The organism is Brochothrix campestris FSL F6-1037 (genome assembly GCF_000525915.1).
GTDB lineage: Bacteria > Bacillota > Bacilli > Lactobacillales > Listeriaceae > Brochothrix > Brochothrix campestris.
On record NZ_AODH01000076.1, the window covers coordinates 1 to 25,548 of the forward strand.

38 protein-coding genes, 1 tRNA gene and 1 pseudogene are annotated in these 25,548 nt (G+C 38.5%); all 40 read left to right on the plus strand.

All coding sequences use genetic code 11. From position 1 onward, the window contains the following. Positions 1 to 38: 38 nt before the first annotated feature. The 40 genes and pseudogenes from BCAMP_RS11405 (at position 39) to BCAMP_RS11575 (ending at position 25,404) form a co-directional block, all read left to right on the plus strand. A complete protein-coding gene (locus tag BCAMP_RS11405; RefSeq protein WP_035315714.1) occupies positions 39 to 302 on the plus strand; it encodes a VRR-NUC domain-containing protein in 264 nt (87 codons plus the stop codon). A gap of 6 nt (positions 303 to 308) precedes the next feature. Then, positions 309 to 488, plus strand: a complete 180-nt coding sequence (locus BCAMP_RS11410; protein ID WP_035315715.1) for a hypothetical protein — start codon at positions 309 to 311, stop codon at positions 486 to 488. Positions 489 to 513: 25 nt separating this feature from the next. Further along, on the plus strand, positions 514 to 1,482 hold the full coding sequence (locus BCAMP_RS11415) for a DNA cytosine methyltransferase (RefSeq protein WP_035315716.1): 969 nt from the start codon (positions 514 to 516) through the stop codon (positions 1,480 to 1,482). 8 nt (positions 1,483 to 1,490) lie between these two features. After that, complete coding sequence (locus BCAMP_RS12790; RefSeq protein WP_051457072.1) at positions 1,491 to 1,769, plus strand: hypothetical protein; 279 nt, start codon at positions 1,491 to 1,493, stop codon at positions 1,767 to 1,769. Then, positions 1,708 to 1,872, plus strand: a complete 165-nt coding sequence (locus tag BCAMP_RS13245; RefSeq protein ID WP_232217987.1) for a DUF3310 domain-containing protein — start codon at positions 1,708 to 1,710, stop codon at positions 1,870 to 1,872. The genes BCAMP_RS12790 and BCAMP_RS13245 overlap by 62 nt, the downstream gene beginning before the upstream one ends. Continuing rightward, a complete protein-coding gene (locus BCAMP_RS11425) occupies positions 1,869 to 2,321 on the plus strand; it encodes a hypothetical protein (protein WP_156921237.1) in 453 nt (150 codons plus the stop codon). Before BCAMP_RS13245 ends, BCAMP_RS11425 begins: the two co-directional genes overlap by 4 nt. A gap of 2 nt (positions 2,322 to 2,323) precedes the next feature. Beyond that, a complete protein-coding gene (locus BCAMP_RS11430) occupies positions 2,324 to 2,509 on the plus strand; it encodes a hypothetical protein (protein ID WP_035315719.1) in 186 nt (61 codons plus the stop codon). 5 nt (positions 2,510 to 2,514) lie between these two features. Further along, positions 2,515 to 2,919 carry a sigma factor-like helix-turn-helix DNA-binding protein gene (locus tag BCAMP_RS11435; protein ID WP_156921238.1) on the plus strand — a complete coding sequence of 135 codons (405 nt, stop codon included), beginning with the start codon at positions 2,515 to 2,517 and terminating at the stop codon, positions 2,917 to 2,919. A 768-nt stretch (positions 2,920 to 3,687) separates the two neighbouring features. After that, a tRNA-Ile gene (locus tag BCAMP_RS11440) sits at positions 3,688 to 3,761 on the plus strand. A 58-nt stretch (positions 3,762 to 3,819) separates the two neighbouring features. Then, complete coding sequence (locus BCAMP_RS11445) at positions 3,820 to 4,236, plus strand: hypothetical protein (protein ID WP_156921239.1); 417 nt, start codon at positions 3,820 to 3,822, stop codon at positions 4,234 to 4,236. A 190-nt stretch (positions 4,237 to 4,426) separates the two neighbouring features. Then, the gene (locus BCAMP_RS15135) at positions 4,427 to 4,615 is read left to right on the plus strand and encodes an HNH endonuclease (protein WP_408605194.1); all 189 of its coding nucleotides are present in this window, start codon (positions 4,427 to 4,429) and stop codon (positions 4,613 to 4,615) included. Between the two features lie 185 nt (positions 4,616 to 4,800). Continuing rightward, positions 4,801 to 5,274 (plus strand): P27 family phage terminase small subunit, encoded by a 474-nt coding sequence (locus BCAMP_RS11455; protein ID WP_035315726.1) that lies wholly within the window; start codon positions 4,801 to 4,803, stop codon positions 5,272 to 5,274. Continuing rightward, a complete protein-coding gene (locus BCAMP_RS14020) occupies positions 5,252 to 5,557 on the plus strand; it encodes a hypothetical protein (protein WP_198015786.1) in 306 nt (101 codons plus the stop codon). Before BCAMP_RS11455 ends, BCAMP_RS14020 begins: the two co-directional genes overlap by 23 nt. A gap of 43 nt (positions 5,558 to 5,600) precedes the next feature. Further along, positions 5,601 to 5,963: pseudogene (locus tag BCAMP_RS14925) on the plus strand (terminase large subunit domain-containing protein); the annotation flags it as partial. Between the two features lie 33 nt (positions 5,964 to 5,996). Beyond that, positions 5,997 to 6,992, plus strand: coding sequence for a terminase TerL endonuclease subunit (locus tag BCAMP_RS11460; protein ID WP_332248525.1), 996 nt, complete (start codon positions 5,997 to 5,999; stop codon positions 6,990 to 6,992). 170 nt (positions 6,993 to 7,162) lie between these two features. Continuing rightward, complete coding sequence (locus BCAMP_RS14025) at positions 7,163 to 7,825, plus strand: phage portal protein (RefSeq protein ID WP_198015787.1); 663 nt, start codon at positions 7,163 to 7,165, stop codon at positions 7,823 to 7,825. Next, positions 7,791 to 8,333 (plus strand): phage portal protein, encoded by a 543-nt coding sequence (locus BCAMP_RS14030; RefSeq protein WP_198015788.1) that lies wholly within the window; start codon positions 7,791 to 7,793, stop codon positions 8,331 to 8,333. The genes BCAMP_RS14025 and BCAMP_RS14030 overlap by 35 nt, the downstream gene beginning before the upstream one ends. Beyond that, positions 8,287 to 8,841: an HK97 family phage prohead protease gene (locus BCAMP_RS11470; protein ID WP_035315728.1), complete on the plus strand. Its 555-nt coding sequence runs from the start codon at positions 8,287 to 8,289 to the stop codon at positions 8,839 to 8,841. The genes BCAMP_RS14030 and BCAMP_RS11470 overlap by 47 nt, the downstream gene beginning before the upstream one ends. A gap of 15 nt (positions 8,842 to 8,856) precedes the next feature. Continuing rightward, positions 8,857 to 9,999 carry a phage major capsid protein gene (locus tag BCAMP_RS11475; RefSeq protein ID WP_035315729.1) on the plus strand — a complete coding sequence of 381 codons (1,143 nt, stop codon included), beginning with the start codon at positions 8,857 to 8,859 and terminating at the stop codon, positions 9,997 to 9,999. 74 nt (positions 10,000 to 10,073) lie between these two features. Further along, positions 10,074 to 10,352: a head-tail connector protein gene (locus BCAMP_RS11480; protein ID WP_035315731.1), complete on the plus strand. Its 279-nt coding sequence runs from the start codon at positions 10,074 to 10,076 to the stop codon at positions 10,350 to 10,352. 41 nt (positions 10,353 to 10,393) lie between these two features. Further along, on the plus strand, positions 10,394 to 10,681 hold the full coding sequence (locus BCAMP_RS11485) for a phage head closure protein (RefSeq protein ID WP_035315732.1): 288 nt from the start codon (positions 10,394 to 10,396) through the stop codon (positions 10,679 to 10,681). Then, entirely contained in the window at positions 10,682 to 11,074 is a 393-nt protein-coding gene (locus tag BCAMP_RS11490) for an HK97-gp10 family putative phage morphogenesis protein (protein ID WP_035315733.1), read from the plus strand. Beyond that, positions 11,071 to 11,436, plus strand: coding sequence for a hypothetical protein (locus BCAMP_RS11495; protein ID WP_035315734.1), 366 nt, complete (start codon positions 11,071 to 11,073; stop codon positions 11,434 to 11,436). Before BCAMP_RS11490 ends, BCAMP_RS11495 begins: the two co-directional genes overlap by 4 nt. 24 nt (positions 11,437 to 11,460) lie before the next feature. Further along, entirely contained in the window at positions 11,461 to 12,033 is a 573-nt protein-coding gene (locus BCAMP_RS11500) for a major tail protein (protein WP_035315735.1), read from the plus strand. Between the two features lie 80 nt (positions 12,034 to 12,113). Further along, positions 12,114 to 12,551: an Ig-like domain-containing protein gene (locus BCAMP_RS11505; RefSeq protein ID WP_035315736.1), complete on the plus strand. Its 438-nt coding sequence runs from the start codon at positions 12,114 to 12,116 to the stop codon at positions 12,549 to 12,551. A 71-nt stretch (positions 12,552 to 12,622) separates the two neighbouring features. Continuing rightward, a complete protein-coding gene (gene gpG, locus BCAMP_RS11510; protein ID WP_035315737.1) occupies positions 12,623 to 12,943 on the plus strand; it encodes a phage tail assembly chaperone G in 321 nt (106 codons plus the stop codon). Between the two features lie 169 nt (positions 12,944 to 13,112). Continuing rightward, on the plus strand, positions 13,113 to 16,715 hold the full coding sequence (locus BCAMP_RS12795) for a tape measure protein (protein WP_051457073.1): 3,603 nt from the start codon (positions 13,113 to 13,115) through the stop codon (positions 16,713 to 16,715). After that, positions 16,712 to 17,533, plus strand: coding sequence for a phage tail domain-containing protein (locus BCAMP_RS11520; RefSeq protein ID WP_035315739.1), 822 nt, complete (start codon positions 16,712 to 16,714; stop codon positions 17,531 to 17,533). The genes BCAMP_RS12795 and BCAMP_RS11520 overlap by 4 nt, the downstream gene beginning before the upstream one ends. Before the next feature lie 19 nt (positions 17,534 to 17,552). Continuing rightward, positions 17,553 to 18,434, plus strand: coding sequence for a prophage endopeptidase tail family protein (locus BCAMP_RS11525; RefSeq protein WP_198015789.1), 882 nt, complete (start codon positions 17,553 to 17,555; stop codon positions 18,432 to 18,434). After that, positions 18,403 to 19,128, plus strand: a complete 726-nt coding sequence (locus BCAMP_RS11530; RefSeq protein ID WP_035315741.1) for a phage tail protein — start codon at positions 18,403 to 18,405, stop codon at positions 19,126 to 19,128. The genes BCAMP_RS11525 and BCAMP_RS11530 overlap by 32 nt, the downstream gene beginning before the upstream one ends. Next, positions 19,121 to 19,321, plus strand: coding sequence for a hypothetical protein (locus BCAMP_RS11535; protein WP_035315743.1), 201 nt, complete (start codon positions 19,121 to 19,123; stop codon positions 19,319 to 19,321). Before BCAMP_RS11530 ends, BCAMP_RS11535 begins: the two co-directional genes overlap by 8 nt. Beyond that, positions 19,318 to 21,117: a phage baseplate protein gene (locus BCAMP_RS11540; protein ID WP_035315745.1), complete on the plus strand. Its 1,800-nt coding sequence runs from the start codon at positions 19,318 to 19,320 to the stop codon at positions 21,115 to 21,117. Before BCAMP_RS11535 ends, BCAMP_RS11540 begins: the two co-directional genes overlap by 4 nt. 2 nt (positions 21,118 to 21,119) lie before the next feature. Beyond that, positions 21,120 to 21,584, plus strand: a complete 465-nt coding sequence (locus BCAMP_RS11545; RefSeq protein WP_035315746.1) for a metallophosphoesterase — start codon at positions 21,120 to 21,122, stop codon at positions 21,582 to 21,584. Positions 21,585 to 21,696: 112 nt separating this feature from the next. Further along, on the plus strand, positions 21,697 to 22,212 hold the full coding sequence (locus BCAMP_RS11550; RefSeq protein WP_035315748.1) for a metallophosphoesterase family protein: 516 nt from the start codon (positions 21,697 to 21,699) through the stop codon (positions 22,210 to 22,212). Continuing rightward, the gene (locus tag BCAMP_RS11555) at positions 22,205 to 23,572 is read left to right on the plus strand and encodes a BppU family phage baseplate upper protein (RefSeq protein ID WP_035315750.1); all 1,368 of its coding nucleotides are present in this window, start codon (positions 22,205 to 22,207) and stop codon (positions 23,570 to 23,572) included. The genes BCAMP_RS11550 and BCAMP_RS11555 overlap by 8 nt, the downstream gene beginning before the upstream one ends. A gap of 10 nt (positions 23,573 to 23,582) precedes the next feature. Further along, positions 23,583 to 23,912: a hypothetical protein gene (locus BCAMP_RS11560; RefSeq protein WP_035315752.1), complete on the plus strand. Its 330-nt coding sequence runs from the start codon at positions 23,583 to 23,585 to the stop codon at positions 23,910 to 23,912. A gap of 16 nt (positions 23,913 to 23,928) precedes the next feature. After that, positions 23,929 to 24,078 carry an XkdX family protein gene (locus BCAMP_RS13250; RefSeq protein ID WP_156921241.1) on the plus strand — a complete coding sequence of 50 codons (150 nt, stop codon included), beginning with the start codon at positions 23,929 to 23,931 and terminating at the stop codon, positions 24,076 to 24,078. A gap of 1 nt (position 24,079) precedes the next feature. Beyond that, entirely contained in the window at positions 24,080 to 24,301 is a 222-nt protein-coding gene (locus BCAMP_RS11565) for a hemolysin XhlA family protein (protein ID WP_035315753.1), read from the plus strand. Between the two features lie 12 nt (positions 24,302 to 24,313). Next, positions 24,314 to 24,589: a phage holin gene (locus tag BCAMP_RS11570; RefSeq protein ID WP_035315754.1), complete on the plus strand. Its 276-nt coding sequence runs from the start codon at positions 24,314 to 24,316 to the stop codon at positions 24,587 to 24,589. Continuing rightward, positions 24,589 to 25,404, plus strand: coding sequence for a glycoside hydrolase family 25 protein (locus BCAMP_RS11575; RefSeq protein WP_051457075.1), 816 nt, complete (start codon positions 24,589 to 24,591; stop codon positions 25,402 to 25,404). Before BCAMP_RS11570 ends, BCAMP_RS11575 begins: the two co-directional genes overlap by 1 nt. The last annotated feature ends 144 nt before the right edge of the window (positions 25,405 to 25,548 follow it).

Consider the following 25,548-nt stretch of genomic DNA (forward strand, 5'->3'; position numbering starts at 1 on the left):
AGATTCAGAATGAAAATACGTGTCGCATTATCTGAAAAATGGCTGTGTTTGTTTTTCGAGGAAACGTTGGATTGTTTTATACGAAAACAGGTATACCTGTTTCGACAGGTTTGCCGAAAGGATTTAGTGATTTGTTTGGCTATCGTATTGCAGACGGAAAAATGTTCTTTGTAGAAGTGAAAAACGAAATAGGTCGACCGAGACCTGAACAAATAAAATTCATTGCCGCCATGCAATCGAACGGAGTTTTGGCTGGAATTGCAAGGTCGGCAGATGAGGCATTAAAAATTGTAGGAGGTTGAGTTGAGATGGATAAAGCGAAAAGAAAAGAGTTGATGCTTAGAGTAACTAAGTTATTAGATGAACACGAAAAAGGTTATGTATGCGGATACTCAAAACTAGAGAGTTGCAAATGTTCAGATTGCCGAGAAATTAGAATGATTGGTGATCAGTTGGCAGGTAATAAAGCGAAAAAGATTTTCGTATGAATAAAAAAATGAGAGGTAGCTATCTATGATTAAGATATTAGAGTTGTTTGGTGGCATTGGCGCACCTAGAAAAGCATTAGTTAATTTGGGTGTAGAGCATAAGTCGATTGATTATGTCGAATGGAATGAGAAGGCTGTGAGAACGTATAATGCTATGTTCGATAATCGCTATAAAGCACAGTCGGTTGTAGGTTACGACTTGAAACCCGACATATTAATACATGGTAGTCCTTGCCAAGATTTCAGTATTGGAGGCAAACAGTACGGAGGTAACGTAGAGGACGGAACGCGGTCAAGTCTTATGTTCGAAACAATTAAGATTATCGAAAATTTAGGCGTATGGAAACCGAAAGTTGTCGTCTGGGAAAACGTTAAAAACGTTCTATCTAAAAAACACGTAGGAGCGTTTAATCATTATTTGGACGATATGGAGCGCTTGGGGTATACGAATCGTTATGAAGTTTTGAATTTGAAAGACTTCGGTATACCGCAGAATCGAGAGCGGCTGTTTATGGTGAGTATTCTAGGTGACACAATGTTTAACTTTAATCTCGTTAACCATCGCCCAACAAAACCTATTGAAGATTTTCTGACAAACAATTACGCTGAGCAACACGTTGTAACTCAACCGAGTATGATTCGAAAAATCGGCGACAATATTCCGAAAGAAGCTTTAGTCGGTAAGAGTTATAAAACAACGTTAAAAACGATTACTGATACGTGTAACACGATAACAACTAAACAAATGCGATGTCCGAACGCTGGAATCATTAAACTTGATGGCGGTAAGTACCGCTATTTGACGGAACTCGAAGTGTTTAGGCTTATGGGCTTTGACGACGAGGACTTTAAGCGCGCTGCAACGGCGCACCCCGGCAAGAACGGTAAATTGAACGGTGCTTTATATCATCAAGCGGGCAATTCGATAGGAGTTCCGATTTTGGAAGAAATATTCAAGACAATCATAAACAACTACATAAAAAATGAGAGGTAGTGAACGAAATGGAATACAAAGGAAAACAGTATGAAGAAGTGACGGACTGTAGTGCTGAAATTGGGGATTTGCTACAGCCGAGTGTCGACATGGAATTGCCTGACGGACATAGTGTGGCAGACTATGAAAAAGATTCGTTCAAACGTTACAGAGAAATAAAAAAAAACCGACAACGTCAACTCGCCATCGCATTACACGCAAACGAAATACGAGGCAATCGACATCATCGAAGATGTTACACAGAAGTATCAATCGAATGTTCAGTATCATATCGGCAATGCGATTAAGTACTTAATCAGAGCGCCATTCAAAAACAACACGGTGGAAGATTTGAAAAAAGCTGTCTGGTATATCAATCGCGCGGTTAAAAGTTTGGAAGGTGTCGAGTGATGAAGTGGTTTAAGAAAAACAAGGGGAGCCTTGTTTTAGGCGGCGGATCACGAATATATGAAACACCTCCAGAGTTATTGATAAAGCGACCGCCTTCTTACGAATTAAATCAGGAAGTTTCATCGTTTTTGGAAGAATTCAGCAATATGCAATCCGAATTATCAAAACGGTACGAAATATCAGCTAAAGCATTATTTGAAAATGAGCAACTAGTTAGCAAAGCTTTTTATTCAAACGGATATATTGTGATTCAGCTAAAAAACAGTTTGATTGAAAAGCATTTCGATGAATTTGATTTCAAAAATGTGGAGAAATTTAATCAGATGAAAAAATCATTTGAGAAATTGGGGATTGTTGTAACTGACTTTAATGACGAACAGGGGTTTGGAATTTGCAAGTCGTGCGACATCGATAAACGAATTATTCTACATATAAGAAAGGATGACTAACTATGAAACACATCAGAATCGAGCGAAAAGGTAGTTATAAAGAGTTCTGTCAAGCCGTGGGAGAAAAGGTTTTGTCCGGTTATGAACTCGAAAAACATTTTGTTAGAGATCCTAGCGAAACATTCGCTGATAATGAATCCATCATTATTGAAAAACGATACACAGCTTATTTTAAATCGAAACGATAAAGGAGATGGTCACACTGAAACGCTGGCTTAAACTATACAATAACTTACTAGACGACATCGACATTTTAATAGTTGAGATTGAATGCAAAACAAATGAATTCGAGCGCTGGCTTGATGGTGGTGACCTTGCACGAAGTCAAACTTATTTAACTTCACTTGAAAGACAAGCTGAACTAAAAGGAGCGATTAATGATATGACTGAAGAACTTGAAAAAATGCAAGCACAGAGAGATAAAGTAGTTTCATTGATTAATAATTTTAAAGGTTTAGATAATCGTATTCTTGAAATGAGATATATTCAAGAGTTGAGTTTGAGTGAGATTGCTGTTGCGACTGGCTATAGTTATCAACATATTAAAAATAGACATTCGGAGTTGATGAGACGTATTGAATATAAGTACAACGTCTGAAAATATAGCAAAAGGTACGGTACTTTTACAGTACCCAACCATTGCGATATTCATGTTACGATGTTAGTAGTTAAAAGACTTGTTACGTCACAACTGAAAGAGCTGAAAGGAAAACGGTATCTTTCATTGTGGACGTTCGTCAAGGTTCGCGACTTTGACAAGTCATAGAGCAGATTAATGATTCGGAAAAAATCACTGCTCAAAAAATACAACTAAATCATATTGTGTACAAACTATATGTAGTTGTGAAAATCAGATAACACAATGACATTGTTCACGACACTCGTGTGTCACACAGAATAGGAACATAGAGACGTTGCGTTATTCATGATTTGCGATAGTGGCGAAATAGGTAACCGCTAATCGCTGACGAGGTGACGAACGTCAGCTGAGTTAGGTCGTTAATACATGCAAGGTGCAAATCCTTGCCTATCGCATATTTCCAGCATAAAGGTCGGCAAGTGCTTCCTTTCAAAATAACAAACGGTGGGGAGTTATAATGGTCTTCCCTCGCAAGTACAAGAGTAGTTGTAACGCTTGTGCGACTATCAAAAGGTTAAGATTAATTTCAAACTTCGGTTACCTTTTAGATTAAAACAAAGAGCTTGTTGACTGTACTAGTAAACTTCAACTATAAAACGCTCACCAAACAATTCCGATTGTGGACTAAGATTGTTGTACACAAATTACCTTGAGTAGTTTGGTATTATCATATCCATCCTCCTTTTCAACAGGTTTCCGAGGTAAAACCGATAACCTGTATTGTTAGGACCTTTAGCTCAGTTGGTTAGAGCAGGCAGCTCATAACTGTCCGGTCGTAGGTTCGAAACCTACAAGGTCCATAGAAACAATTAAGACATCCAACAGGGTGTCTTTTTTCATACATTAAATTAAGGAGTGGTGGAGATGAAACATTACATTACAAAGTATAGAGACGAATCAGGACGTTTGGTTGTCAAATCTTGGTTGCAACTTAATCTGTTTGGAAAATGTTTTTGCTTTTGGGAACAGGAAAAAGTAATCGTTAACCAACAACCTAAATCAGCAGATGACTATATCAACATCCGTATACCGAACAATGGAGACTTACCGATTGTGTACCTTGATGGTGAAGAAGCGACTCCAGACGATGAAGGTATTGAAAGTGTTAAGTTCGTTTGGGTTACTGATACAGGCGATTCAAAAGATAATGCCATTCCGTTCGTGGAGGTAAGAACAGTAAGGAGAGATATTGACCACTCGGCTTTCAGAGGTATGGGCGATGAGTTCGAAGCAGATGAGAAACGAATTAGAGTGCGGTCGCATAACAATGCCTAAACACCCGTGCAAAGTATCTCACTGCAAACAGCTGGTTGATTACTCAAAGCTCTACTGTGCTACACATGAACACATTGGTATCAAGCGTAAGCAAGAGCAAGCAGATAGATACAACGAACGTGTGCGAAACAATGAGTACAACAAACAGTACACTAAGTTCTATCAGTCATCGGTGTGGAAACAAACACGCATGACTAAGCTGTTAGCTCAACCGTTATGCGAAGAATGTTTGAAGCATAACAATGTAACGCAAGGACAAATAGTCCATCACATCATCGAGATTAGAGACGATTGGGACAAGCGTGTGGACCAGAACAACTTAGAAACGATATGTAGAGAGTGTCACAATAAACATCACAAACGCAAATGGCGAGATTGATTTAAAGGGCATTCAGAGAGCGTGTGAGCGATTTTTATTTTCAGACACACACTTATTCAAAAATATTTTAAAAGTTCGTCAGCAATCTTTTATACCCCCCTACCCTTACATCTGACGGGCAATCGAAGATATCCGACGACGCATATTTTTTTCCAAAAACTAACTTTCAGAAAGGAGTTGATGACGTGGCTAGACCTAAAAAACTGTCCGGTGCAACGTCTGGACACTTTACAAAAGAACAATTAGAGCAAAAGAAAGAAGAAGAAGAAATTTTATACAATTACGACCGATTGAATTTCGAAAACATTCCGCCAGGTATTGTGCCTGGTGCTGTGAGCGAGTGGAAACGTATTTCTCACATCATTAAAGACTTGCCAATTTCAGAATTAGATCAGCAAACAGTGATTCGTTACTGCAACTACACATTCTTGTATGATGATGCAATGCGCGATTTGGTCGTAGAAGGACCTGTCGTTGAAGGTAAGAAAAACCCTCTAGTCGACGTCGTCAACTCTTATTCTAAAGAGTTAAAAACAACGACTAGCGAACTAGGTTTGACGATTAACTCCAGGTTGAAGTTAGTTAAACCTGCTGAAATAGAACCTGTCGATAAGGACCCTTTCGGCAGCATGATGAATGAAGTTGATAACAATGATTGATTATGTTCAAACATACATTGATTCTGTCGAGCGTGGAGAAATCATTGTCAGTGACAAGATTAAAAAAGCAATCAACCGACACAAACGTGATTTATTAAAGTCTGAAAGTGATGAATTTGGTTTTTATTACAGCGTTAAGCATACTCAAAACATCATTAAGTTCGTTTCGATGTTGCCTGACCCTAAAACAGGAAAGCCGAACACGTTAGCTAAATTTCAAATGTTTATTTTAGCTCAGCTGTGGGGTTGGAGAAAAAAAAACAGACAACACTCGACGGTTTAAAAAAGCTTATCTCTCACTCGCTCGTAAGCAAGGAAAGTCGCTTTTAGTCTCAGGCATTGCATTATATTGCTTGATTTATGAGCGTAATCCTAAAAACGCAAGGCAGATATACGCGACAGCGAATAAACGGGACCAAGCTAAAATCGTTTTCAATATGGTTAAATCGCAATTAAAAGCGATTAGAGGTCAGAGTAAAGCTATTAAAAAATTCACTCGTCTACTTAAATATGAAATAACAACAACTGATGATAGCTCAATGCAACCACTGTCAGCTGATGCTGATACACTAGATGGTTTAGATGCGATGTTAGGCATATTTGATGAGTACGCGCTTTCTAAGACAACGGAAATGATGGATGTTATCGAAACGTCAATGGGTCAGCAACTTGAACCGTTGATTGTCATTATTTCTACAGCATCTAGTAAGTTGAATTATCCGATGCACTCGATTGAATATCAGTACATCGATAAGTTATTAAATGAAGAAACTGAAAACGATGAGTACCTTGCACTGTGTTGGGAACAGGACAGCATGAAAGAAGTTGATGATCCTGCGATGTGGATTAAATCAAATCCGTTAATGGAGATTGAATCGCAAAAAGAGCAGCTAACACAAGCTTATAAGCGACTGTTGTCCGAGGCGAAGGCCAAAGGTACAATTTCGAACGTTTTGACTAAGCATTTCAATATATGGGTCCAGTCCAGCAAAGAAAGTTACATGAACAAAGAGGAATGGAACTCAGCTAAAGCAGATGAGTCATTGAAAGATATTAACTTGGTTGGTCGCGATATATATATCGGTGTCGATTTATCACGCGTGGGCGATTTAACATCGTTCACTTGGGTTATTCCTATCGACGAGCAAAAGCTGTTTTTATCAGATAGCTATTCTTTTGTTGGCTCTAAGGGTGGTATTGAAAGTAAAGAGAATGAAGATAAAACACCTTACAGAGCTTACGAACAAGCCGGCATCTGTTCGATTTCCACTCAAACGAGCGGTTTGGTCGATTATAGGAACATGATTGTGTGGCTAGATGAGTTTATACAGCATTATGAGTTCAACGTTAAGGCTATCTGTTATGACCCTTATAACGCTGGACTGATGATTACTGAAATATCGGAGCGTTACGGAGATTACCTGGTTGAAACTCGTCAAGGTGCAATAACTCTCTCTCCAGCAACAAAACAGCTGAAGATTGACGTTTTAAACAATAAAATCAAGCATTTAGACAATCAATTGCTTAATAGAGCTATATATAACGCTGTTTCAATCGAAAAAAACGACTCAGTATTGATAGATAAGACAACAAATAGAAATAAAATAGATCCACTGGATGCTTTAATCAATGCATATACACAGGCGCAGTACCACGATTTTGATGAAGTAGATGTTAATGAACTGATAGAAAGTGGTGATTACGGTTTTGGTTGGTAAATATATACAAATAATTATAACGAGTCTCTACTGTATGAGCTTAATTGCTTTTACGGTGGCGGCTTTTTTTAGTAGATATACGGATAGGTTTTTCAGTCTTAGGCGTTTGCTTTTTAGCAACGTCTTTTTTGTTGGCCTCAGAACGTGATTAAAAGAAAGGAGGTGATTTAATGGGGATATTTTTCAAACGGAGTTTGGGTGATAACTCACAGGCCGTTATCAATTATCTATCGAGTCCAGACACAAGTTCAGTGATGTCGTTTGACAGTCAACAATCTCTCACTCAGTCAGATGTTTTCACTGCTGTGAAGATTCTGTCAGGTGATATTGCAAGTAGCTCTTTTGTCCAACGTAAAAACGGTCGTTCAGATGACTTGATATTAGAAAAACTAAACGTTCAGCCGAACGTGTCGATGACACCTTACGCATTCTTGTTCGCAGTGACTGCTCAAATGTTGCTGACAGGTAATTCTTTCGTGGTCGTTAACCGCAAAGAAAAGAAAGTAATTGATCTAACCTTTGCGAAACCCTCTCAAATCGTTATTTACGAAGATGATATCACTGGTGAGTTGAGTTACGAGTATACAGACTTGGGCGGTCGCAGCAGACGTTTGACTTCTAAAGAGATGCTACATTTCAAGGCATTTACTTTGAACGGTAAAACAGGCATTAGCCCGTTATACGCGTTAAAAACAGAACTTTCAATGTTGAAGAACGGTAACAATTTATTATCCGCGTTTTTCAACAAAGGTATTCAAGCTGGCGGAATTTTAAAGCTGTCTAAGGCGAATATCAACAATGAAGCTAAGAAACAAATCAAAAAAAGACTTTGAAGAAGTCAACAGTGGCGCTAAAAATGCGAATTCTGTAATCGTTCTCGATGATACACAAGATTTTAGTCAGTTCGAGTTAAATACAGACGTTTTGAAGATGATTCAAAACAATGTGTATTCAACTAAACAAATCGCAAAAGCATTCGGTATTCCGCTGTCTCGTTTTGGTATGGAACTAGTTAACTCAACAGACGATAGTGCAAATGATTTGTACGTATCAAGCACGCTGCGAGCATATTCAAAAATGATTACGGATGAGATTGCTTTAAAACTATCTGTGGATGTTGACATTGATTTTTCAGTTCTGAAAGGTCACGACGTTCAGACAAAGTTCAACAAAATGATGGATGCGACTAAAGGCGCTGGAATTTTGACGATAAATGAGGCCCGTTCGTTTTATGACTTAGATCTAATCGACAACGGAGATAAACTCATACCTCGCTTGAAAGGGGGTGATACAGATGCCACAACTGGAACAACGGAAAATGGAGACAGTGAAATCGAGTGATAACAACGTTATCGAAGGTTACGCTTTGCGTTTTAACTCTCTTAGCAAAGATTTGGGCGGTTTTCAAGAAATCATATCTCCCACGGCCTTAGATAATACTGATTTGTCAGATGTCCGATGTTTTATCGACCATGACAGCAGCTTGATTTTAGGACGAACAGCGAACGATACTTTGAAACTGACTGTCGATGAGATTGGACTTCATTTCAGATGCGAGTTGCCAGACACGACTTACGCGCGTGACTTAAACGTTTCTATTTCAAGAGGCGATATCAACGAGTGTTCGTTCGGTTTCAGTCTTAAAGACGGTGATGACGCATGGGAAAAAGATGGTGACGATTATATTCGCACTCTCAACTCAATCAGTCAGCTTGCTGAAATTTCAATTGTTTCGATTCCTGCGTATGCAGAAACAAACGCGACGATTGCACAGCGATCATTAAAGCAAGTTATCGATGAACAACAAAAACGAAAGTTAACTCTTGAATTAGAGTTAGCGACAATTTGAAAGGAGTGACTATTTTTGACAGTAGAAGAATTAAAAGCAGCTGCTGAAAAAGCAATTGCAGATGGCGAGTTTGAAAAAGCGGCCGAATTAATCAACCAGATTAAAAACTTTGAAGAAACTGATGTTTCTGACAAGCCCTCAGACGAAGTTAAGTCTAAAGAGGATGAAGAAGTACCCGAAGGTGACAATGAAGAAATTGAAAAAGATGAAGAACCAAAAAAAGACGAAGAAAAAGGGGAGCAACGAAAAATGCCAAAAACAGTTTTAGAACATAACGAAAATAAAAACGAAGAAGTTCGTTCGTTTGCAACATTTGTAAAAACGAAAGGTGAAGAAAAACGAGATGGTTTGACTACTGTAGGTGCGGAAGCAGTTATTCCTATTGAACGCTTAACGACACCTCAAACTCAGCCAGAAACAGTTGTTGATTTACGTACATTCGCTGAAAAAGTGCCAGTTACAACAGGTTCTGGTTCATACCCTGTGTTACTTAAAAACAAAGGTGTCATGATTTCAGTTGAAGAATTAGAAAAAAACCCAGCTCTTGCTAAACCGGAGTTTAAAAAAGTTTCGTGGGCTGTAAAAACATACCGTGGATATATTCCAATTTCTCAAGAGGCTCTTGAAGATTCAGATATTGACTTAGCTGGATTAGTTGCTAATCATGTACAACGTCAAGCGTTGAACACTGCTAACGCTGAAATTTCTAAAGTGTTGAAAACAGCAACAGCTAAAGAATTAACTAGCTTAGATGACTTAAAAGATTTAGTTAACGTAACTATTGAGCCGGCTTACCCAGTTTCTTTTGTGGCATCTCAGTCATTCTTCAACGCTGTAGATAAGTTAAAAGACAAAGACGGCCGCTATTTATTACAACAAGACGTAACAACTGCGTCAGGTTACAAACTATTAGGTCGTGAAATCATTGTTTTAGGTGATGATGTGATTGGTTCTGCTGCAGGAGACCAGGTCGCATTTATTGGTGATATTAAAGCATTTACTAAATTCTTTGACCGCAAACAAGAATCTGTTCGCTGGGTTGACGACAATATTTACGGTCAATTATTAGCAGCATTCATTCGTTTCGATGTTGAGGCAGCTGATACTGACGCCGGTTTCTATGCAACTTTAGCTTTAAGTGACGACGAGGGAAAGTAAATAGCCCTGTCGTAGCAAAAGTTAACGCAACATCGACAGGCGCTAATGTCAGTTTGAGTTGAGGGGGTTATTAAATGACCATCGATGAACTGAAAAACTATCTCAGAATAGATCACAATGAAGATGATAATTTACTCACTATGTTACAAGAAACGGCCAAAGCATACATTCTGGGCACTTTAGAAATATCTGTTGAAAAAGCAGATACTGATAAGCGCTTTGAGTATGCTATTTGTTTGCTTGTAAGTCACTGGTACGAGACGAGACGAGCTACAACGGAGTCGGCTCTTAATGATATACCGTTCGGTGTAATCTCTCTTGTACAGCAGTTGAGGGGGCTAGAGCATGAGTAAATTCATTCAGACTTACGATTTAAGCGAGCGTATTACCTTTATTGAAAAAAAAGAACGACAAAGATGAACTAGGCGGCAATATCGTTATCGATACTGTCGTTTTTTCTTGTTGGTCTAGTGTTCAAAGTCAGTTCTTAAATGAGATTAAATCGACGATTGGAACTGTATTAGAAGATACGCTCACTTTTATTATTCGTTATCAGCAAATTGCTGAAGTTAAGAACAATATGAAAATCGTTTTTGACGGTGAAACATATGAAATTGTGAAAATCACTAAAGGTGTAAGTCGTAAAGATTTTACAACAATCATCGCGAAGGCGGTGAATTAAATGGGAGTAACAATTAAAAACGATATCGGTGTAAGCCTTAGAAAAATGGCCCAAGGCTTGACTCGTCCAACGAATAAAGCGTTGAACGCTGGAGCTGAAGTGTTTGCTGAACGCTTAGAAAAAAATACACCAGTTTTTGATAACACTAAGTATAAAGGTAAGCGCGGAGATTACATGTTCAAACACGCAAAAGATAACGTGACATACGGCACACCTAAAAACGGTGAGATTCTCATCGGTTTTAAAAAGGATGTTGCTTGGCGCGTTCATTTTGTGGAATTCGGCACAATACGTCAAGCGCCTAAACCGTTTATCCAAAAAACGCAGAAACAGGCATCTAGTGAAGTATTTAAAGTGATGCTGAATGAGATGAGCAAGGGGCTGAAACAATGAATCTAGCTGTTGTCCAGGTCAATGAAATACTAAAAAACAGTATGTTGAAAGACATACCTCGTTTTTTAAACTATGTTCCAGAAGACGACCAAAAGTTAAAGAACTTGCCGTTAATTAGAGTAGTTGAAATCAATTCTTACTACTCTGACTTAGCGTCAAACAAAGCACAAACAGTCACATTCAACGTTCAAATCGATGTGTGGACATCCACACTCGCTCAAGCGAACGATCTATATTTCAAAATCGATGAAGTTTTACAAGAAAATCAATGGGCTTGTCAGTATTCAGAACTGACTAATGATGTTGATTTAGAAAACTGCAATCGAATTATTAAACGTTATGAAACGATTCGTTTCAAATAAAAACAAAAAAGGAGTTTTTTATTCATGGCAAGTGTAGGTTTTAAACAAATTATTTTCGCAGAATATGACAAAGATGGCGCTGTAAAAGAAACGTTCGAAGTCAATTCTGAAAAAGGTGGGGCAATCGAGGCTAAAATCACAGGATTAGGCTCTACTCTAAACACCACTTGGGCATCTGACGGCCCATTTCACGTTTTTGCTCAGGGTACATCATCTCCTAAATTATCTTTAGGCATTGCTGATTTGTATCCCGAGCTGTATCAAAGTATGACAGGTGCTGAAGTTAACGAGCAAGGATTTACGCTCATCGGGAACAATACTCGTCCACCGTACATGGGAGTTGTTTTAGTGACTGCTGATAAGGATGGTAATGAATTGTTCATTGGTTTAACTAAAGGTAAATTCACTGCGCCCGATGAAGAATTGAAAACATCAGAAGATAAAGGCGCTGAACTACAAACGGATTCAGTAGAAGGTGATTTTGTTGCTCGTGGCTCTGATGGTTTAGTTGCATCTAAAGCATCTACAGCAAAAGAAGGCGCGACGTTAGAAACTTTCAAAGATTTCATTTTCGGAGCAGCTGCTGCGGGAAAGTAATCGAGCCGTTCGTAACCGCAGTAAATGCTACTCAAACTGGTGCGAACGTTAGTTTAGATTAGATTAGGAAGGAGGATATTATGACCGACACATTTAAAATCTATAAAGGTGACGATGTGATTGCTGAGGGCGAAAGTCCTCTAGCTATTACGGACGTTAATCCAAACACAGAGGTTGCAGAAGGTTCTTATAAAGCAACGCGTGTCGTTAATGACAAAGAGTCTGAAAAGGTAGACATTCCGGCATTTAAGACATTGGCGATTAATCCTACAGCAGTAGCGTTAGATAAAACAACTGTTGCTGGCAAGGTTGGCGAAACAGTAACATTAGTAGCTACAGTTAGTCCGAGCGACGCTACAGATAAAACTGTGGCATGGACAAGTTCAGCTGTTGCAGTAGCAACTGTGGATGCAAATGGTAAGGTGACGTACGTCGCAGAAGGAGAGGCTGTTATTACAGTTAAAACTGTTTCAGGCAACAAAACAGCAACTTGTACAGCGACTATCACTGCAGAATAAAATAAATGACTGAGAGCAGTTAACTCTGCTCTCTTTTTATATTAAAAATATAGTTACATGGAGGAATTACGATGGCGAAAATCATTATTAATAAAAAGGCTTACTTTAGCGAAACTATCAGACTGTCTAAAAAACGAGAGATTTTAAAAATGATTGCTAAATTTGAGCAACTTGAAGAAGAAGGTAACTTCAGCACATTAGAACAAATTGATGCGTTCGATGAAATGGCTGAAACAGTCGCTGGTTGTTATAAAAATGAGAACGTTACGGCAGATGCTATCTTTGACAACTACAATGATTTCGAAGATATCCAAAAACTTCTAGGAGATATTATGGGCGGTCAACAAGACCCAAAGCCACAGACGAAACGGCAACAACACAAAAAGCGTTAGATAATATCGATACCATTTATCGCGATTTACTAGAAAGTGGATGGAAGATGCATGAAATAGATGCGTTAGATGATGATTATTTATATCATCTTTTCAGCGAAAATACTAAAAATAACAAAGTCATGAGTGGAGAAGATTTCTTCAACTCTATTTAGAGGGGAGGTAAGCAATGGTAGAAAAAGGAACACCGATTGGCAATATGGCAGTCGGGCTAACTCTCGATGATACACAGTTTGGAAACACACTGGACCAGATAAATAAACGCGTTAAAATTGCCGAAAGTGCACTGAAAGCCAATTTAAAATCAGTTGGCGATGCCGGCAAAGGTTATGACGGACTAAGTGTGAAAGCTAAGTCGTTAGAAAATGTTTTATCTGCGCAAGGTAAAAAGGTGCAAGAGTTAACTAAGCGCTATGAAGAAGAAGTTAAAGCTAATGGTGAGGCTAGTGACGGAGCTAAAAATCTAGCTGTTCAAATCAATAATGCTCAAGCTAAGCTTTCGGGTTATGAAGGGCAACTCAAAACGACTAAAAAAGAACTCGCCTACGCAGAGCAGGGCATGAATGAACTCACTCAAGAGATGAAAGATAACGAGCGAGAGACCAACAAAAACACTAAGACGTTGAAAGCAGCGGGCGATGAAACTGGCGCGTTTGAGACTCAACAAAAAGGTCTGACCAGGCAACTAGATTTAACTGAAAGAGCTGTCGATGGCCAACGAAAAGTTGTCTCACAACTCACTAAAGAATTTGGCGAAAACGATGACAGTACTAAAAAAGCAGTCAGAGCATTAAACAGCCTTGAGTCGCAAGCGAAGGTTACTAACTCTCAGTTAAGCAGCTTAAATTCAACAGGTAAATCGTTCGATGTAACGTCTAACATTGATAATAATACGCGTAGCTTTAAAGGTATGTTCAGCGGAATATCCGGAATCAAGACAGCCTTACTGGGCGGTTTCGTTACGGCTGGAATTTTTGCTGTTGGTAAGGCATTCGATGTTGTTACCGGCTCAATTGGGGCGGCGGTTGAGCGTGTGGATAAAATAGACGTTGCAACTAAATCACTCGAACAATTGACTGGGTCAGCTAAAGTTGCTGGAGAAGTTATGTCTGATGTAAGTGAAGTTATCAAAGGCACACCTATTGCGATGGACCAAATGACCGATGCTACAAAAGGTTTAGTGGCTTCAGGCATGGAAGCCGACAAAGTTAAAGACGTTCTGAAAGCAATCACCGATTCAGCGTACGGTGTTGGTAATGGTGCTGAATCAATCGACCAAATTTCGGGTGCGTTCAAAGCAATGCAGTCGTCTGGTGTTTTAAGTTTAGAAGATTTAAACAGGCTGATGGATGCGAACGTTCCAGCGCTTAAAATATTAGCAAATCAGTATGGTGTTAGTGTTGCTGATATGAAAAAGAACATATCAACAGGGACGATGGATAGCGCTGAGGCAATCGACTTGTTAGTCGAAGGTATTCAAAAAGGGACAGACGGAAGTGCTGGAGCGACCACGGCGTTAGCTGGACAAGCTAAAACAGCGGGTGATTCAATCAGTGGATCGTTCGCAAACATGAAGTCTGCTATCAATCGTTCGATTGCAAATATCATCACACCGTTCAAGGGCATTATGATTAAATCGATGACTGTTGGCGGACAGGTGATTGAAAAAACTTTTGGCGGTATAGGTACTAATATCCAATGGTTGATGGATAGAATGAAGTCTGTCGGTAACCCTTTTAAAGGTCTTAGTGGCGGTATAAGCATTTTCAAAACAATCGTAGATAAGAATATGCCTATGATTAAACAAGTGATAGGCAACGCTTTGAACAACTTTAAAGTTATTATAGCAACGCTTAAACCTTTCATCGAGCCAATCATTAATCAAATTGTAGGCATTTTCAAAAAAATGTTCACTACATTAAAGATTTTTTGGCAAGAGAACGGGCCTATGATTATGGCGGCAGTTTTAAATATTGTTAATTTCATTCAAAAAACAGTCGCATTTTTATTACCAGTATTAAAACCGATTTTTGCGGTCTTATTGTTCTTGATTAAAGATGTTTTAGGGACAGTTGGTCGAATAATTTCGGGTTCTTTGAATATTTTTATGGGTGTTTTAAAAGTGTTCGCTGGTCTATTCACAGGTAATTTTTCTAAGATGTGGGAAGGTATTAAACAAATTTTCTCTGGGGCTTTTACAGTCATTTGGAACTTGCTAAATTTGATGTTCATCGGAAAAATATTAAAAGGTTTCAAATTGCTAGGAGCAGGAGTTAAAACCGTGACGTCCGGTATGTGGACGACAGTAAAAACATTGTTTACTAAAGGAGTTTCTAGCGCTTGGGGCAGTATTAAATCGTTCCCTGGCAATGTCATCACATTGTTTAAAAATATGGGTACAGGTGTTGGTAAATGGATTACTAACATGATTGACAGCGTTAAATCCATGCCTGGCAAAATGGCCGATGGATTTAAAAGAGGTGCCGGAGCAATGAAAAATGCTTTTACTTCTGTGTTTGCTGCAGTAGCAAAGGCAGTTGCTAAACCGATAAACGGCATCATTGATGGTATCAACTGGGTACTTAAAAAAGTTGGTGTTTCAAAAGGGACATTAATTGGAAACTGGAGTGTTCCAGCCTACGCTAACGGAACTGACGGACATCCTGGCGGACTAGCTATGGTGAACGATGCAAGTGGTTCTAACTATCGTGAGGCCGTTCAATTGCCTGGTGGAGAAACTTTCGTTCCAAAAGGGCGAAATCAACTACTTAATTTACCAAAAGGATCTAAAGTTTTGAACGGAAATATGACTAAACAAATGTTTCCACACTACAAAAACGGTATCGGTGATTTTTTCAGCGGTATCAAAGATAAGGCACTTGACGTGTGGGAGTATGCTAAAGAACCTATGAAACTAGTAAAAGCAACAATATCTAAGTTCACCAGTGGGATGTTTGGCGACATGATGGACCTACCCAAACAAATCGCATTGGGCGCAAAAGATAAAGTGCTTGGTGGAATGGGTAATTGGATTAAAGGTATTTTTGAAGAATCGGGTGGCGATGAGCCAAAAGGCTCTGGAGTGACTCGTTGGACAGGTACTGTAAAACGTGCTTTAAGTATGAATGGATTGCCTACTGACAAACCGTATGTCAACGCTTGGTTACGTCAAATACAGTCTGAAAGTGGCGGTAACCCTAAAGCGATTCAAGGCGATATTGGCGATGTGAACAACGAAAGTGGCGACATTGCAAAAGGTCTTGTGCAAGTAATCGGTGAAACGTTCAAGGCTTACAAGTTTCCTGGGCATGGCAATCGTTTAAATGGTCTGGACAGCTTACTATCCGGTATTAACTACGCTAAATCAACTTACGGTGCAACAGGAATGCTGAATGTAATCGGTAAAGGTCACGGTTATGCCAACGGCGGCTTGATTACGAAACACCAAATCGCTGAAATTGGCGAAGGGAATCAACCAGAGATGATTATTCCGCTGTCCCTCTCAAAACGTTCAAGAGCAGTTCAATTGTTGAACCAAACAATGAACCTGATGGGTGTGAAAGAGAGCGGAAAAGGCAACGTGAACATTGTCGGCGGAAGTGACACGTCTGCACTTGAATCTAAAATGGATACAATCATCGCTTATCTTAAATTGATTAGTAGCAAAGATACGAACGTTAATGTTGATTTAGGAAATGTTGAATCATATGTGAGCAAACAACAAGCTGACAAGTATCGTAAATTAGACTATGCGCAAGGAGGTGCTGTATGACAGACAAATTCATAGAAATGATTTTAGGTACTGATACAGTACCTATTACAGAAAAAAACAGAGTTGAAATGTTAAGTTTTTCACGCGGAGATGCCCAAACGGTCAAGAGCACAAAGACCGTTGACGGTGTTGACGGTGAAATAACTTATCTCAACACTTATGCTCCTTTTGAAATAACGTTTAAACTGTTATTTTTGAGCGAAGATGTACATGATAAAAACTTATTTGAAGATGAACTGATTGAAAAAATACACACGTATGATTCGTATTACATTAGACATAGTTATCATCCAAATAAAAAATATGCGGTCAACGAGGCAACGTATTCAGTCACTGAAGAAAACCCTGGGGCATTAGAATTCGAATTGAAATTCACAGTTTTCAAAGGGTATTCAGAAAGTCTGCATGGATCATTGTCTAGTCGTAATTTCGAAGATGAAAATTTCGACTTTGGCATGAACATATTAAGTGGCGAACAACCAAAATATACGCATACATCTAAAACGTTTAAAATATACAATGCATCGAGCATGACTGTTACACCTATCATGAGACATAAGTTAGATATCACGTTAACATGTGCTGGCAGTCCTAAAATTACAAACAACACGACTGGTGATGTATTCGAATACATTGATACGCTGAAGAAAACAGACACTTTGAAACTAAGCGGAGTTTACGCATATAAAGACGACACGGTGTGTGGAAGGAAAACAAATCACGGAATTATCACTTTGGCGAAAGGTTGGAATGAGTTTACGATATCTGGAGCAAGTGATATAGATATTGAGTTTGATTTCTCATTCATCTACAGGTGATAATATGAGCTATTTAATAGTGAGTGACATTGAGCGTAAGTTCGAAGAAATATTGATAGATATTGATTATGACACATTTTCTTATGAGTATGATAAAAATACGTCAAGGAGCATCAGTTTCGATGTTATCAGAACGCCCTACAACGCATTTAGTTTTGATTTGGTGGGTAATGAGTCGTTAATCGTTTATAACGGTCAGCACTATATCGTCAAAACATCTACCGTTTCGATGGTCAGTACTGGTGTATTAGTTAAGAGCGTGACTGCTCAACACATTATGTATGAATTTCAAAATCATACAGTGTATGACATAGTGGCAGGAGAAAAAGATTACACATTAAAAGAAATGCTAAATATCGGCTTTTCTGGAAACTCATTCGGATACACGTTCGAAATAAAAGGAACTTTTAGCAGCGTTAGTATTTCTGATTTGGGAGACATGAATGGTGTCGAGTTTATTAATGCAGCAATAGACAATTTTGGCTGTATTGTTTTTGCAAACAACAAAAAAATAACATTCTACGACGATGATAATTTCTACAATCTATCTGAAAAAACGTTGCGATACAAATATAACACTGCTGATGTCAAAGTGAGTACGAACACACAAGAGCTAAAAACAGTCGTTCGTGCTTATGGTAAAAAGAAAGATAAGCAAGAGTCAACATACGCTCAAAATAAGACGACTGACTTGTCGTACAACGGTGTTTTTGTGAAAACTGGGACTTGGTACACCGAAGCAGTCAATGCTTATTATACTGCTGATATTGACGTTAAATGGAATGGCGATAGTTTAGACTTTAAACTAAAAAAAAGGCGACAAAGGCGGTCTTTGGGATATCTATCTGGACGGAAAGAAAATAAAAACATTGTCAGCTTACAACAAGTCATCCACGACTGATACAGTCAATTTGACCAATAACCTTTCGAAAGGAAAGCATACAATCAAATGTGTTTTTGTTGGTGATGATCCCGAACATCCGATGCCGTTAGTAGAAAAAACGAAAATTGTTGACGGAAAAAAGGTTAAGTACAAAGAAAAAGAACTGTCTCGTGGGTGCGTTGGAACTGAGACGGCTACTATATTAGTAGTTAACGCTAACACGGAGGGAAATAATGCTTATCATGCTATCGCAACGTATAAATCGCCAAACGTGTCAATGTACGGTGAGCGCATGGCTAAAGCAGTTAAATCTGACAGCATTACTGATGTTGATAAATTAAAGGCATGGGCTAAAACGCAGATACAGGACACGCCAGAAACAGAGTTGAACGTTGCTTATAATGGTGACGAGAACGTATCTGAAAAAGATACCCTTTATTTCATTCATGAACCGCTCGGTTTTTCAACAGACTTGAAAACGGTGAAAATTGTCAAAGGTCATGAATTTTCTCACAAGCAAGTAGATTTATCTTTTAGCAACACTAAGAAAGATATCGTAAGTATCCAGCGTTCAATCGCAAACAAAGTGAAACAAACGAGTAACAAAGTAAGTAATACGTTCAATTCGATAACAAACATTCAACAGATTGCAGATGATGCCTATTCAAATATTTTGGTGACTGAATATGTGGGGAGTGTAGAAGATGACTGATATTCGTATTTTAAAAGAAAAGGGAGAGCGTTACTTTCCTCAAACGCACAAGCAAGCGGTGATAGGTTTAAGTGCTTTAAACATCAACTCGGTTGGTGTTTTTTTAGTATCTGAAAACGAGAAAAAATGGCAGTTAGTCGTTGATGATGAAGGTAATTTAAGTACAGAAGAAATTGTGGAGGTAATTAAATGAGAATTAATTTAAAGAAGAGTCCGCCAATTACGACAGGGAAAGATTTCAGAAACGATTTAGCAGACAATTTCACTAGAATAGAATCTGCGATTAACACGTCAGATAGCGAACTGACAAATCATCAAACTATACAATTAAAAGCGCATAAATCGCGACAAATCACGCATAATGCGTGGGATGTTGAACAAGAATTACAATATCGTGCAGCTCAGGTAAGCAACCTCGTGTTGGGTGCTAACGGTGATGGGATTGAAGAAGTAAAAGATTCGCGTGTAGCGGTGTTCAGTAAAAAAGCGCATGCGACATTAAGCGAACGTTTGCTAGAAGATTTTTCAGCGCTATCAAGCCTGTACATCAATGAGTACTCATTGAACTTAGCGAACAAGCAAGCAGTTAAATTCACTGACATTGGCGCTTCTGTCAATGGTATCATTCGAGGTATTGCAATTGATTCTCGAAAAGATGAGATTTACATTTATCAAAAAGAAGGTAACGGAGCAATCATTTCACGCCACACTTTGCAAGGGGTGATGCTAGATCAAATGACAATTACTGGAAACACAGGTGATAATATTTCGTTGGGATTAATGTTTGTAAATGGTTATGCAACGTTACTTTTCACAGTGAAACGAAGTGATAAATATTACGTTGCATTTAAAAGATATGTAAGCAATACGACAGTTTCGAGTGATTCTCTATCAATTATCGATTCGCTGTACTCTAGTGATGAAAAAGCATCTGTATCTGTAGACGAAATGAATGACGAACTATTGTTCGTGTATAGTAATCAAGCGATTGTTTATAAATTGTCTAATGCTTTGAATAATAAACTAGTAGTTATTCGCAGTTTCATACTTGCTAAAGATGAAAATGGAGAGCCGCTGAAAGGATTCAAGATTTGGGATGGTTACACATATTTAATCAGTGGCACAAAGAGCATTGAAATGACACCTCTTATCTCTGTTTACGATGAAAATGGTGATAAATACTATCATTTCAAACTAGATGATTTCAAAGTAGATAACAGAATTGGTGCAGATTCAACCTACGCCTGGGCGATGGATGTGTATCATGACACTTACACAAATAAAATAAGCTTAGTTTTCGGTGTGACTTATGCTGATGATGTCTTTAGAAAGCAACAGTTATATGCAATTCATCAGCATGGACGAGAATCTGATCACGCTCAAAAAATGATTGCATATTCTCAAAACTACGCGATGACTGATGGTGCGGGTAGAATGTTTAACATCATTAACGGCACTACTTCATTAAAAGAATTGAATCGACCGGGCTCGTACTATATACGCTCGTCACACGCAAAGAGTATCACTGATATTCCTGGCGATTTAAATGATGGCCAGCACGCTTACTTTTTAGAAAACAGCGCCTTCAACGATAATGGTGTTCTTACTCAAAAAATAAGAGTATATACAACAGCATCTGTATCTGACGTCTACGAGCGTAGTTTTGATACAAAAGCAAACACGGTCGGTCAGTGGCAATTCACTCCGATTCTAGGTTTATCTACACCAAAATACATGACTTTACCCACAAGTAAAAAATTAAGTGATGTGATTACACCAGGCGAGCAGTATATCTCGGCAGATGTTATCGCAAATGTTGTTGACTTAGATGATAAGTACAAAGGGAATGGCTATCTTTTTCACTCGTCAGGCGCGATGCCTTCGAACGGTAGAGTTCAAACAATGACGCGTAACTCGACAAATCAAGCCTTACTAACGCTTAAACGTATCGTAAGCGACAACGGAATAACAGCTTGGAAGGAGATGTGATAATGAAATTACACGTACCTGTTAATCAAGAAAACTTCATTTTCAAAACGAGCGATAATGTAGCAAATGAAATTGTTCGATTTAGCGAGAAAGTTAAGAAAAAAACGAAATCAAGCACATTAGTTATACCATTCATCACAGATTTACATTTAGGTCTAATGCCTAAAAATTTAAAGAATCTCAAGAAAGCATCTTATGAACATGTTGAAAATTTAGTTAATGTTTGTCGCTTGATAGATCACGATTTAATTATTCAAAATGGTGATTTGAACGATGGTTCCTCTTTGGAACTGTCCGATTTTTGGGAAGGTAATGAAATGTACAAACGCAAGATGGCTTCTATTAAAAAACCGGTCGTCAATCTACGAGGAAATCACGATGACAACTCGTTAGGTGATAAGTATGAGAATAACGATTTAAAAAAAGTGGCAACATATTCAGAATTAAAAAACTTTTTTTTTCGATGATTATTTTACAAAAGGGAAATTAACAACGGACACTAGCGATAAGCAGTATGGTTACATCGATGCGAAAGATACACGCATCATTTTTATCGATACATTCGACAGCAAACAGGTTTTGCTAAATGGTAAAAATAGATTTGATTTAGTTGATTCAAATGGCTGCATTCAACAAACGCAAGTGAACTGGTTAATAAACTTATTAAAGAACACGCCATCTACACAGCGTGTTCTTTTTGTTTCTCATACAGCCCCAATGGACGTCTACAGTGATACTGAAAAAGCAATTAATACTGACGTGTTAAGTGTCATTATAAAAGCGTTTGTGACTGGTGGTGCTTACGACTATTTAGGTGTAAGTAATGATTTTCCGATTAAAATAACAGGCTCTTTCGCATCTAAAGGTTCTGTTATAGCGTTTGTTCACGGTCATAGACATAAAGATGAATCTACTTTCATTAAGGGAACAAGCGTTCAATGTATCGGACTACTGTGTTCAAAGGCGGAATCCAATGAAAGTTATAGCTATCGTAATTTCGGGACGATTTACGAAGATAGTTTTAGCGTATTACTGATTGATGAAGAGTCCATTAAAATACTTCGTTTCGGAGCTGGGGGAGATATAAATGACTAACATAAGCAAAGTAGCAAAAATAACAACAGAAGTTACAGCAACATATCAACCATTAAGCGACTTAAATGTCGCTTTTTATAATCAAGATATTAACACATCTATTCTACAGTTTAGCGTGACGCGCAATAAAACGGCAGTGCCTTTAGGCAAAACAAACGTTGAAGGCTATATCGTTTTATTGGCGGCAGACGGCTCACGTATTCAAGACAATGTGACAATCACAAATGAATTGAATGGAGTTATTGAATATGTTATCCCAACAGAATTTTTAAAACACACAGGTAAAGTGATTGGTCAGATTTACATTGCAGTAAAAGGGAAAGATGATGTGGCAGTCATGCGACAATTCACTTTTGATGTAAAAAACGACTTGTTAACTGGATTTAGCGCTGAAATTAAGCTTGAGTATATTAAAACGTTTCATGACTTGGAACGGATAATCAATGAGCGTGTTAAAGCGATTGAAACCGCGATTGCAAACGGTGAAGATTACGTTACGCAAATGAATGAGACATTAAGCGCAGGTAAAGTTGAATTGGCGGCAACTGCTACGGCTGCAAAAACAGAGGTAACGACAACTGCTACGACTGCAAAGAAAACAATCGCTGATACATCTAACGCAGCAGTCTCCACAGTTACAGCCAAGGCAAAAGAAGTGACTGATGCGATTGCGGCTGGAGCAGTTGTAAAAACAACAGACACGTCGGAATGGCAGAAATACAAAATTACAGAAGAAACAGGCGCAGCGATTACTGTTAACGGCTTAGATTTGTTAGCTACTAACGACTTAACTATGAAAAACGTATATGTGACTGAAGCTAAAAACGCACCGTCAAACATTGGCGCTTCCGGCTATTTCAAACGAAACGTACGTTCGACAGGTTATATCGAAGTGTTTTACTCGTCGTTCGGAAACAACGCAGTATATCGAAACGCTTATAACGCAGGAACGTCATCGTGGCTTGGTTGGGTACAACTAGCTAATCAAGCAGACGTAACCGCGCTAAAAGGCACAAACACAGGCTGGCTACCGCTAACACTTTTAAACGGTGTGACAGCATCAACAACGTGTTACTATCGTTTCTTTAGTACAAACGGAATCTACTATCTTTCATTGAAAGGTGTACTGAATACAATTACAACACCTAATACAGTAATTGCCAAATTGCCTGCGACTGTCACAGCGCAGTTAGACCGTTCGTTAACGTGGGTTGGGAATACGAGTAATCTAACTAACACAGCAAAAACGAACAGATGGACTATTTCTGCAAATGGCGATATAGCTTTCACATCGAGTAATTTTGGTACAGCTGGCGAAAGTGGCGCATGGAACCCGTTGGACGTCACACTAACACTATAGGAGGAATAATATGTACAAACAAATTTGGTTGTATGACGGTACAGAAATTTTATTAGAATCAAGAACAGAATACGATGAAGATGTATCTACAGAAATCTTTGATTACCCTGAAGAATACACTGAAATCAAACCTGAGGACGGGCTATATCAGCCTATCTTTTTTGATGGTGAAAAATGGGTCGGAACAGATAAAGAGCTTTGGGAAAATGAACATCCACAAGAAAATATTGATTTAGGGATTAATATTGAAGATATCATTTTGATGAGCGAAGAATTATTGATGCAAAATGCAGACTTAGCAGCACGAATTGAAATACTAGAAAACAAAGGGGATGCGTGATATGGGGAGTGCGACAATGTTTAAAATTGTAAAAAATGCTTACGATGCTGGGCGCTACACATTAACTGATATGAAGTTACTCGTTTCGACAGATAAAATCACTTATGAACAGTATAAGACAATTACAGGAATCGAATACATCGTAGATGAGGCAGGCGAAGAATAATATGGAGGACAAAGATACGTTAACAGAAATTCTCATCAAACTAGCACGCATCGAAGAAAACACGAAGGGCCTTGATGAAACTGATAAAAAAGCAGTAAAGGCTTTAGCAATGGCTCATGAGTTGCAAAGACGTATCAATCAAATGGAAATTAATAATAAGTGGTCTTGGGGTTTTATCATTTCTCTAGGGCTTACTATTATTGGTTATTTTTTTACAAAATAGGAGGATGTTTATATGAAAAACTTTTTAGGAATCAACTGGAAAGTCCGTATTAAATCAAAAATGTTTTGGGTGGCCATTATCCCGGCTATCCTTTTTTTATGTTCAAAACTATTAATTGTTGTGGGAATTGACTTCAACTTCACGCAACTACAATCGCAGTTATTAGACATTGTAGGCGCGGTATTCAGCGTTTTAGTTCTGTTAGGTGTCGTTATTGACCCAACAACCGAAGGTGCTACAGACAGCTCACAAGCCCAAAAATACGATAACCCAAAAGGAGATAAATAATGAATAAAACAATGAGTGTATTAACAGCAAGTATTTTAACAACAAGTTTATTGCTAGGCAGTGTGTTACCCGTAGCGGCTGCCGATATTAAGAATCCAAAGGTTGCGGATGTATCGGAATGGCAAGGGAGTATCGATTGGAACAAAGCTAAGGACGACCTAAACATGGTAATCATTCGTGCTCAGTACGGCACTAATTACAAAGATAAATATTTAGACCGTAACCAGGAACAAGCGATTAAAAACGATGTTCCGTTTGGCACGTATGCCTACGCACGTTATATTAATGCAGCCGATGCGAAACTCGAAGCAAAAGAGTTCTACAAACGCACAAGTAAATCAACGAAGTTTTACGTTGTGGACGTTGAAGAACTGACGGTAACCTCAGGAACAATGCGCGAGGCAACAAATGCATTCGTTAAAGAGTTGCGATCGTTAACTGATAAAAAGATTGGTTTATATGTAGGGAATCACACATACACGCAGTTCAACTTAGATACTTCTAAGTTTGACTTTGTATGGATTCCAGCTTACCGAACAGCCGCACCCGACCACAAGCATGATATTTGGCAATATACGGACGGTGGACAAGTAAAAGGTATTACAGGCGGTGTTGATTTAAACAAGCTCACAAACGATGCTAAGCCGTTGTCTTACTACGTTGGTAAAACAGAGGCAAACGAACAAGCGAATGATTACACTGAAGGTGGCTACTCTGTCGGTCAATCAGTGAAGTTGCTTAATAAAGCTACTCACTACCACACCGGGCAAAAAATCGATGCATCAGTTAAAAAACAAAAAACTACAAAGTATTAGAAAACAAAAAGTGATTGCGCAGTCACACTCAAAACAAGCTGTATTACTTAGCGGCATTAATTCATGGGTGTTGGCACAGGACGTTGCGAAAGTAACAGCTGCTGCGAAATGATAACTATTACAACACAAATCCGAAACGTGTCA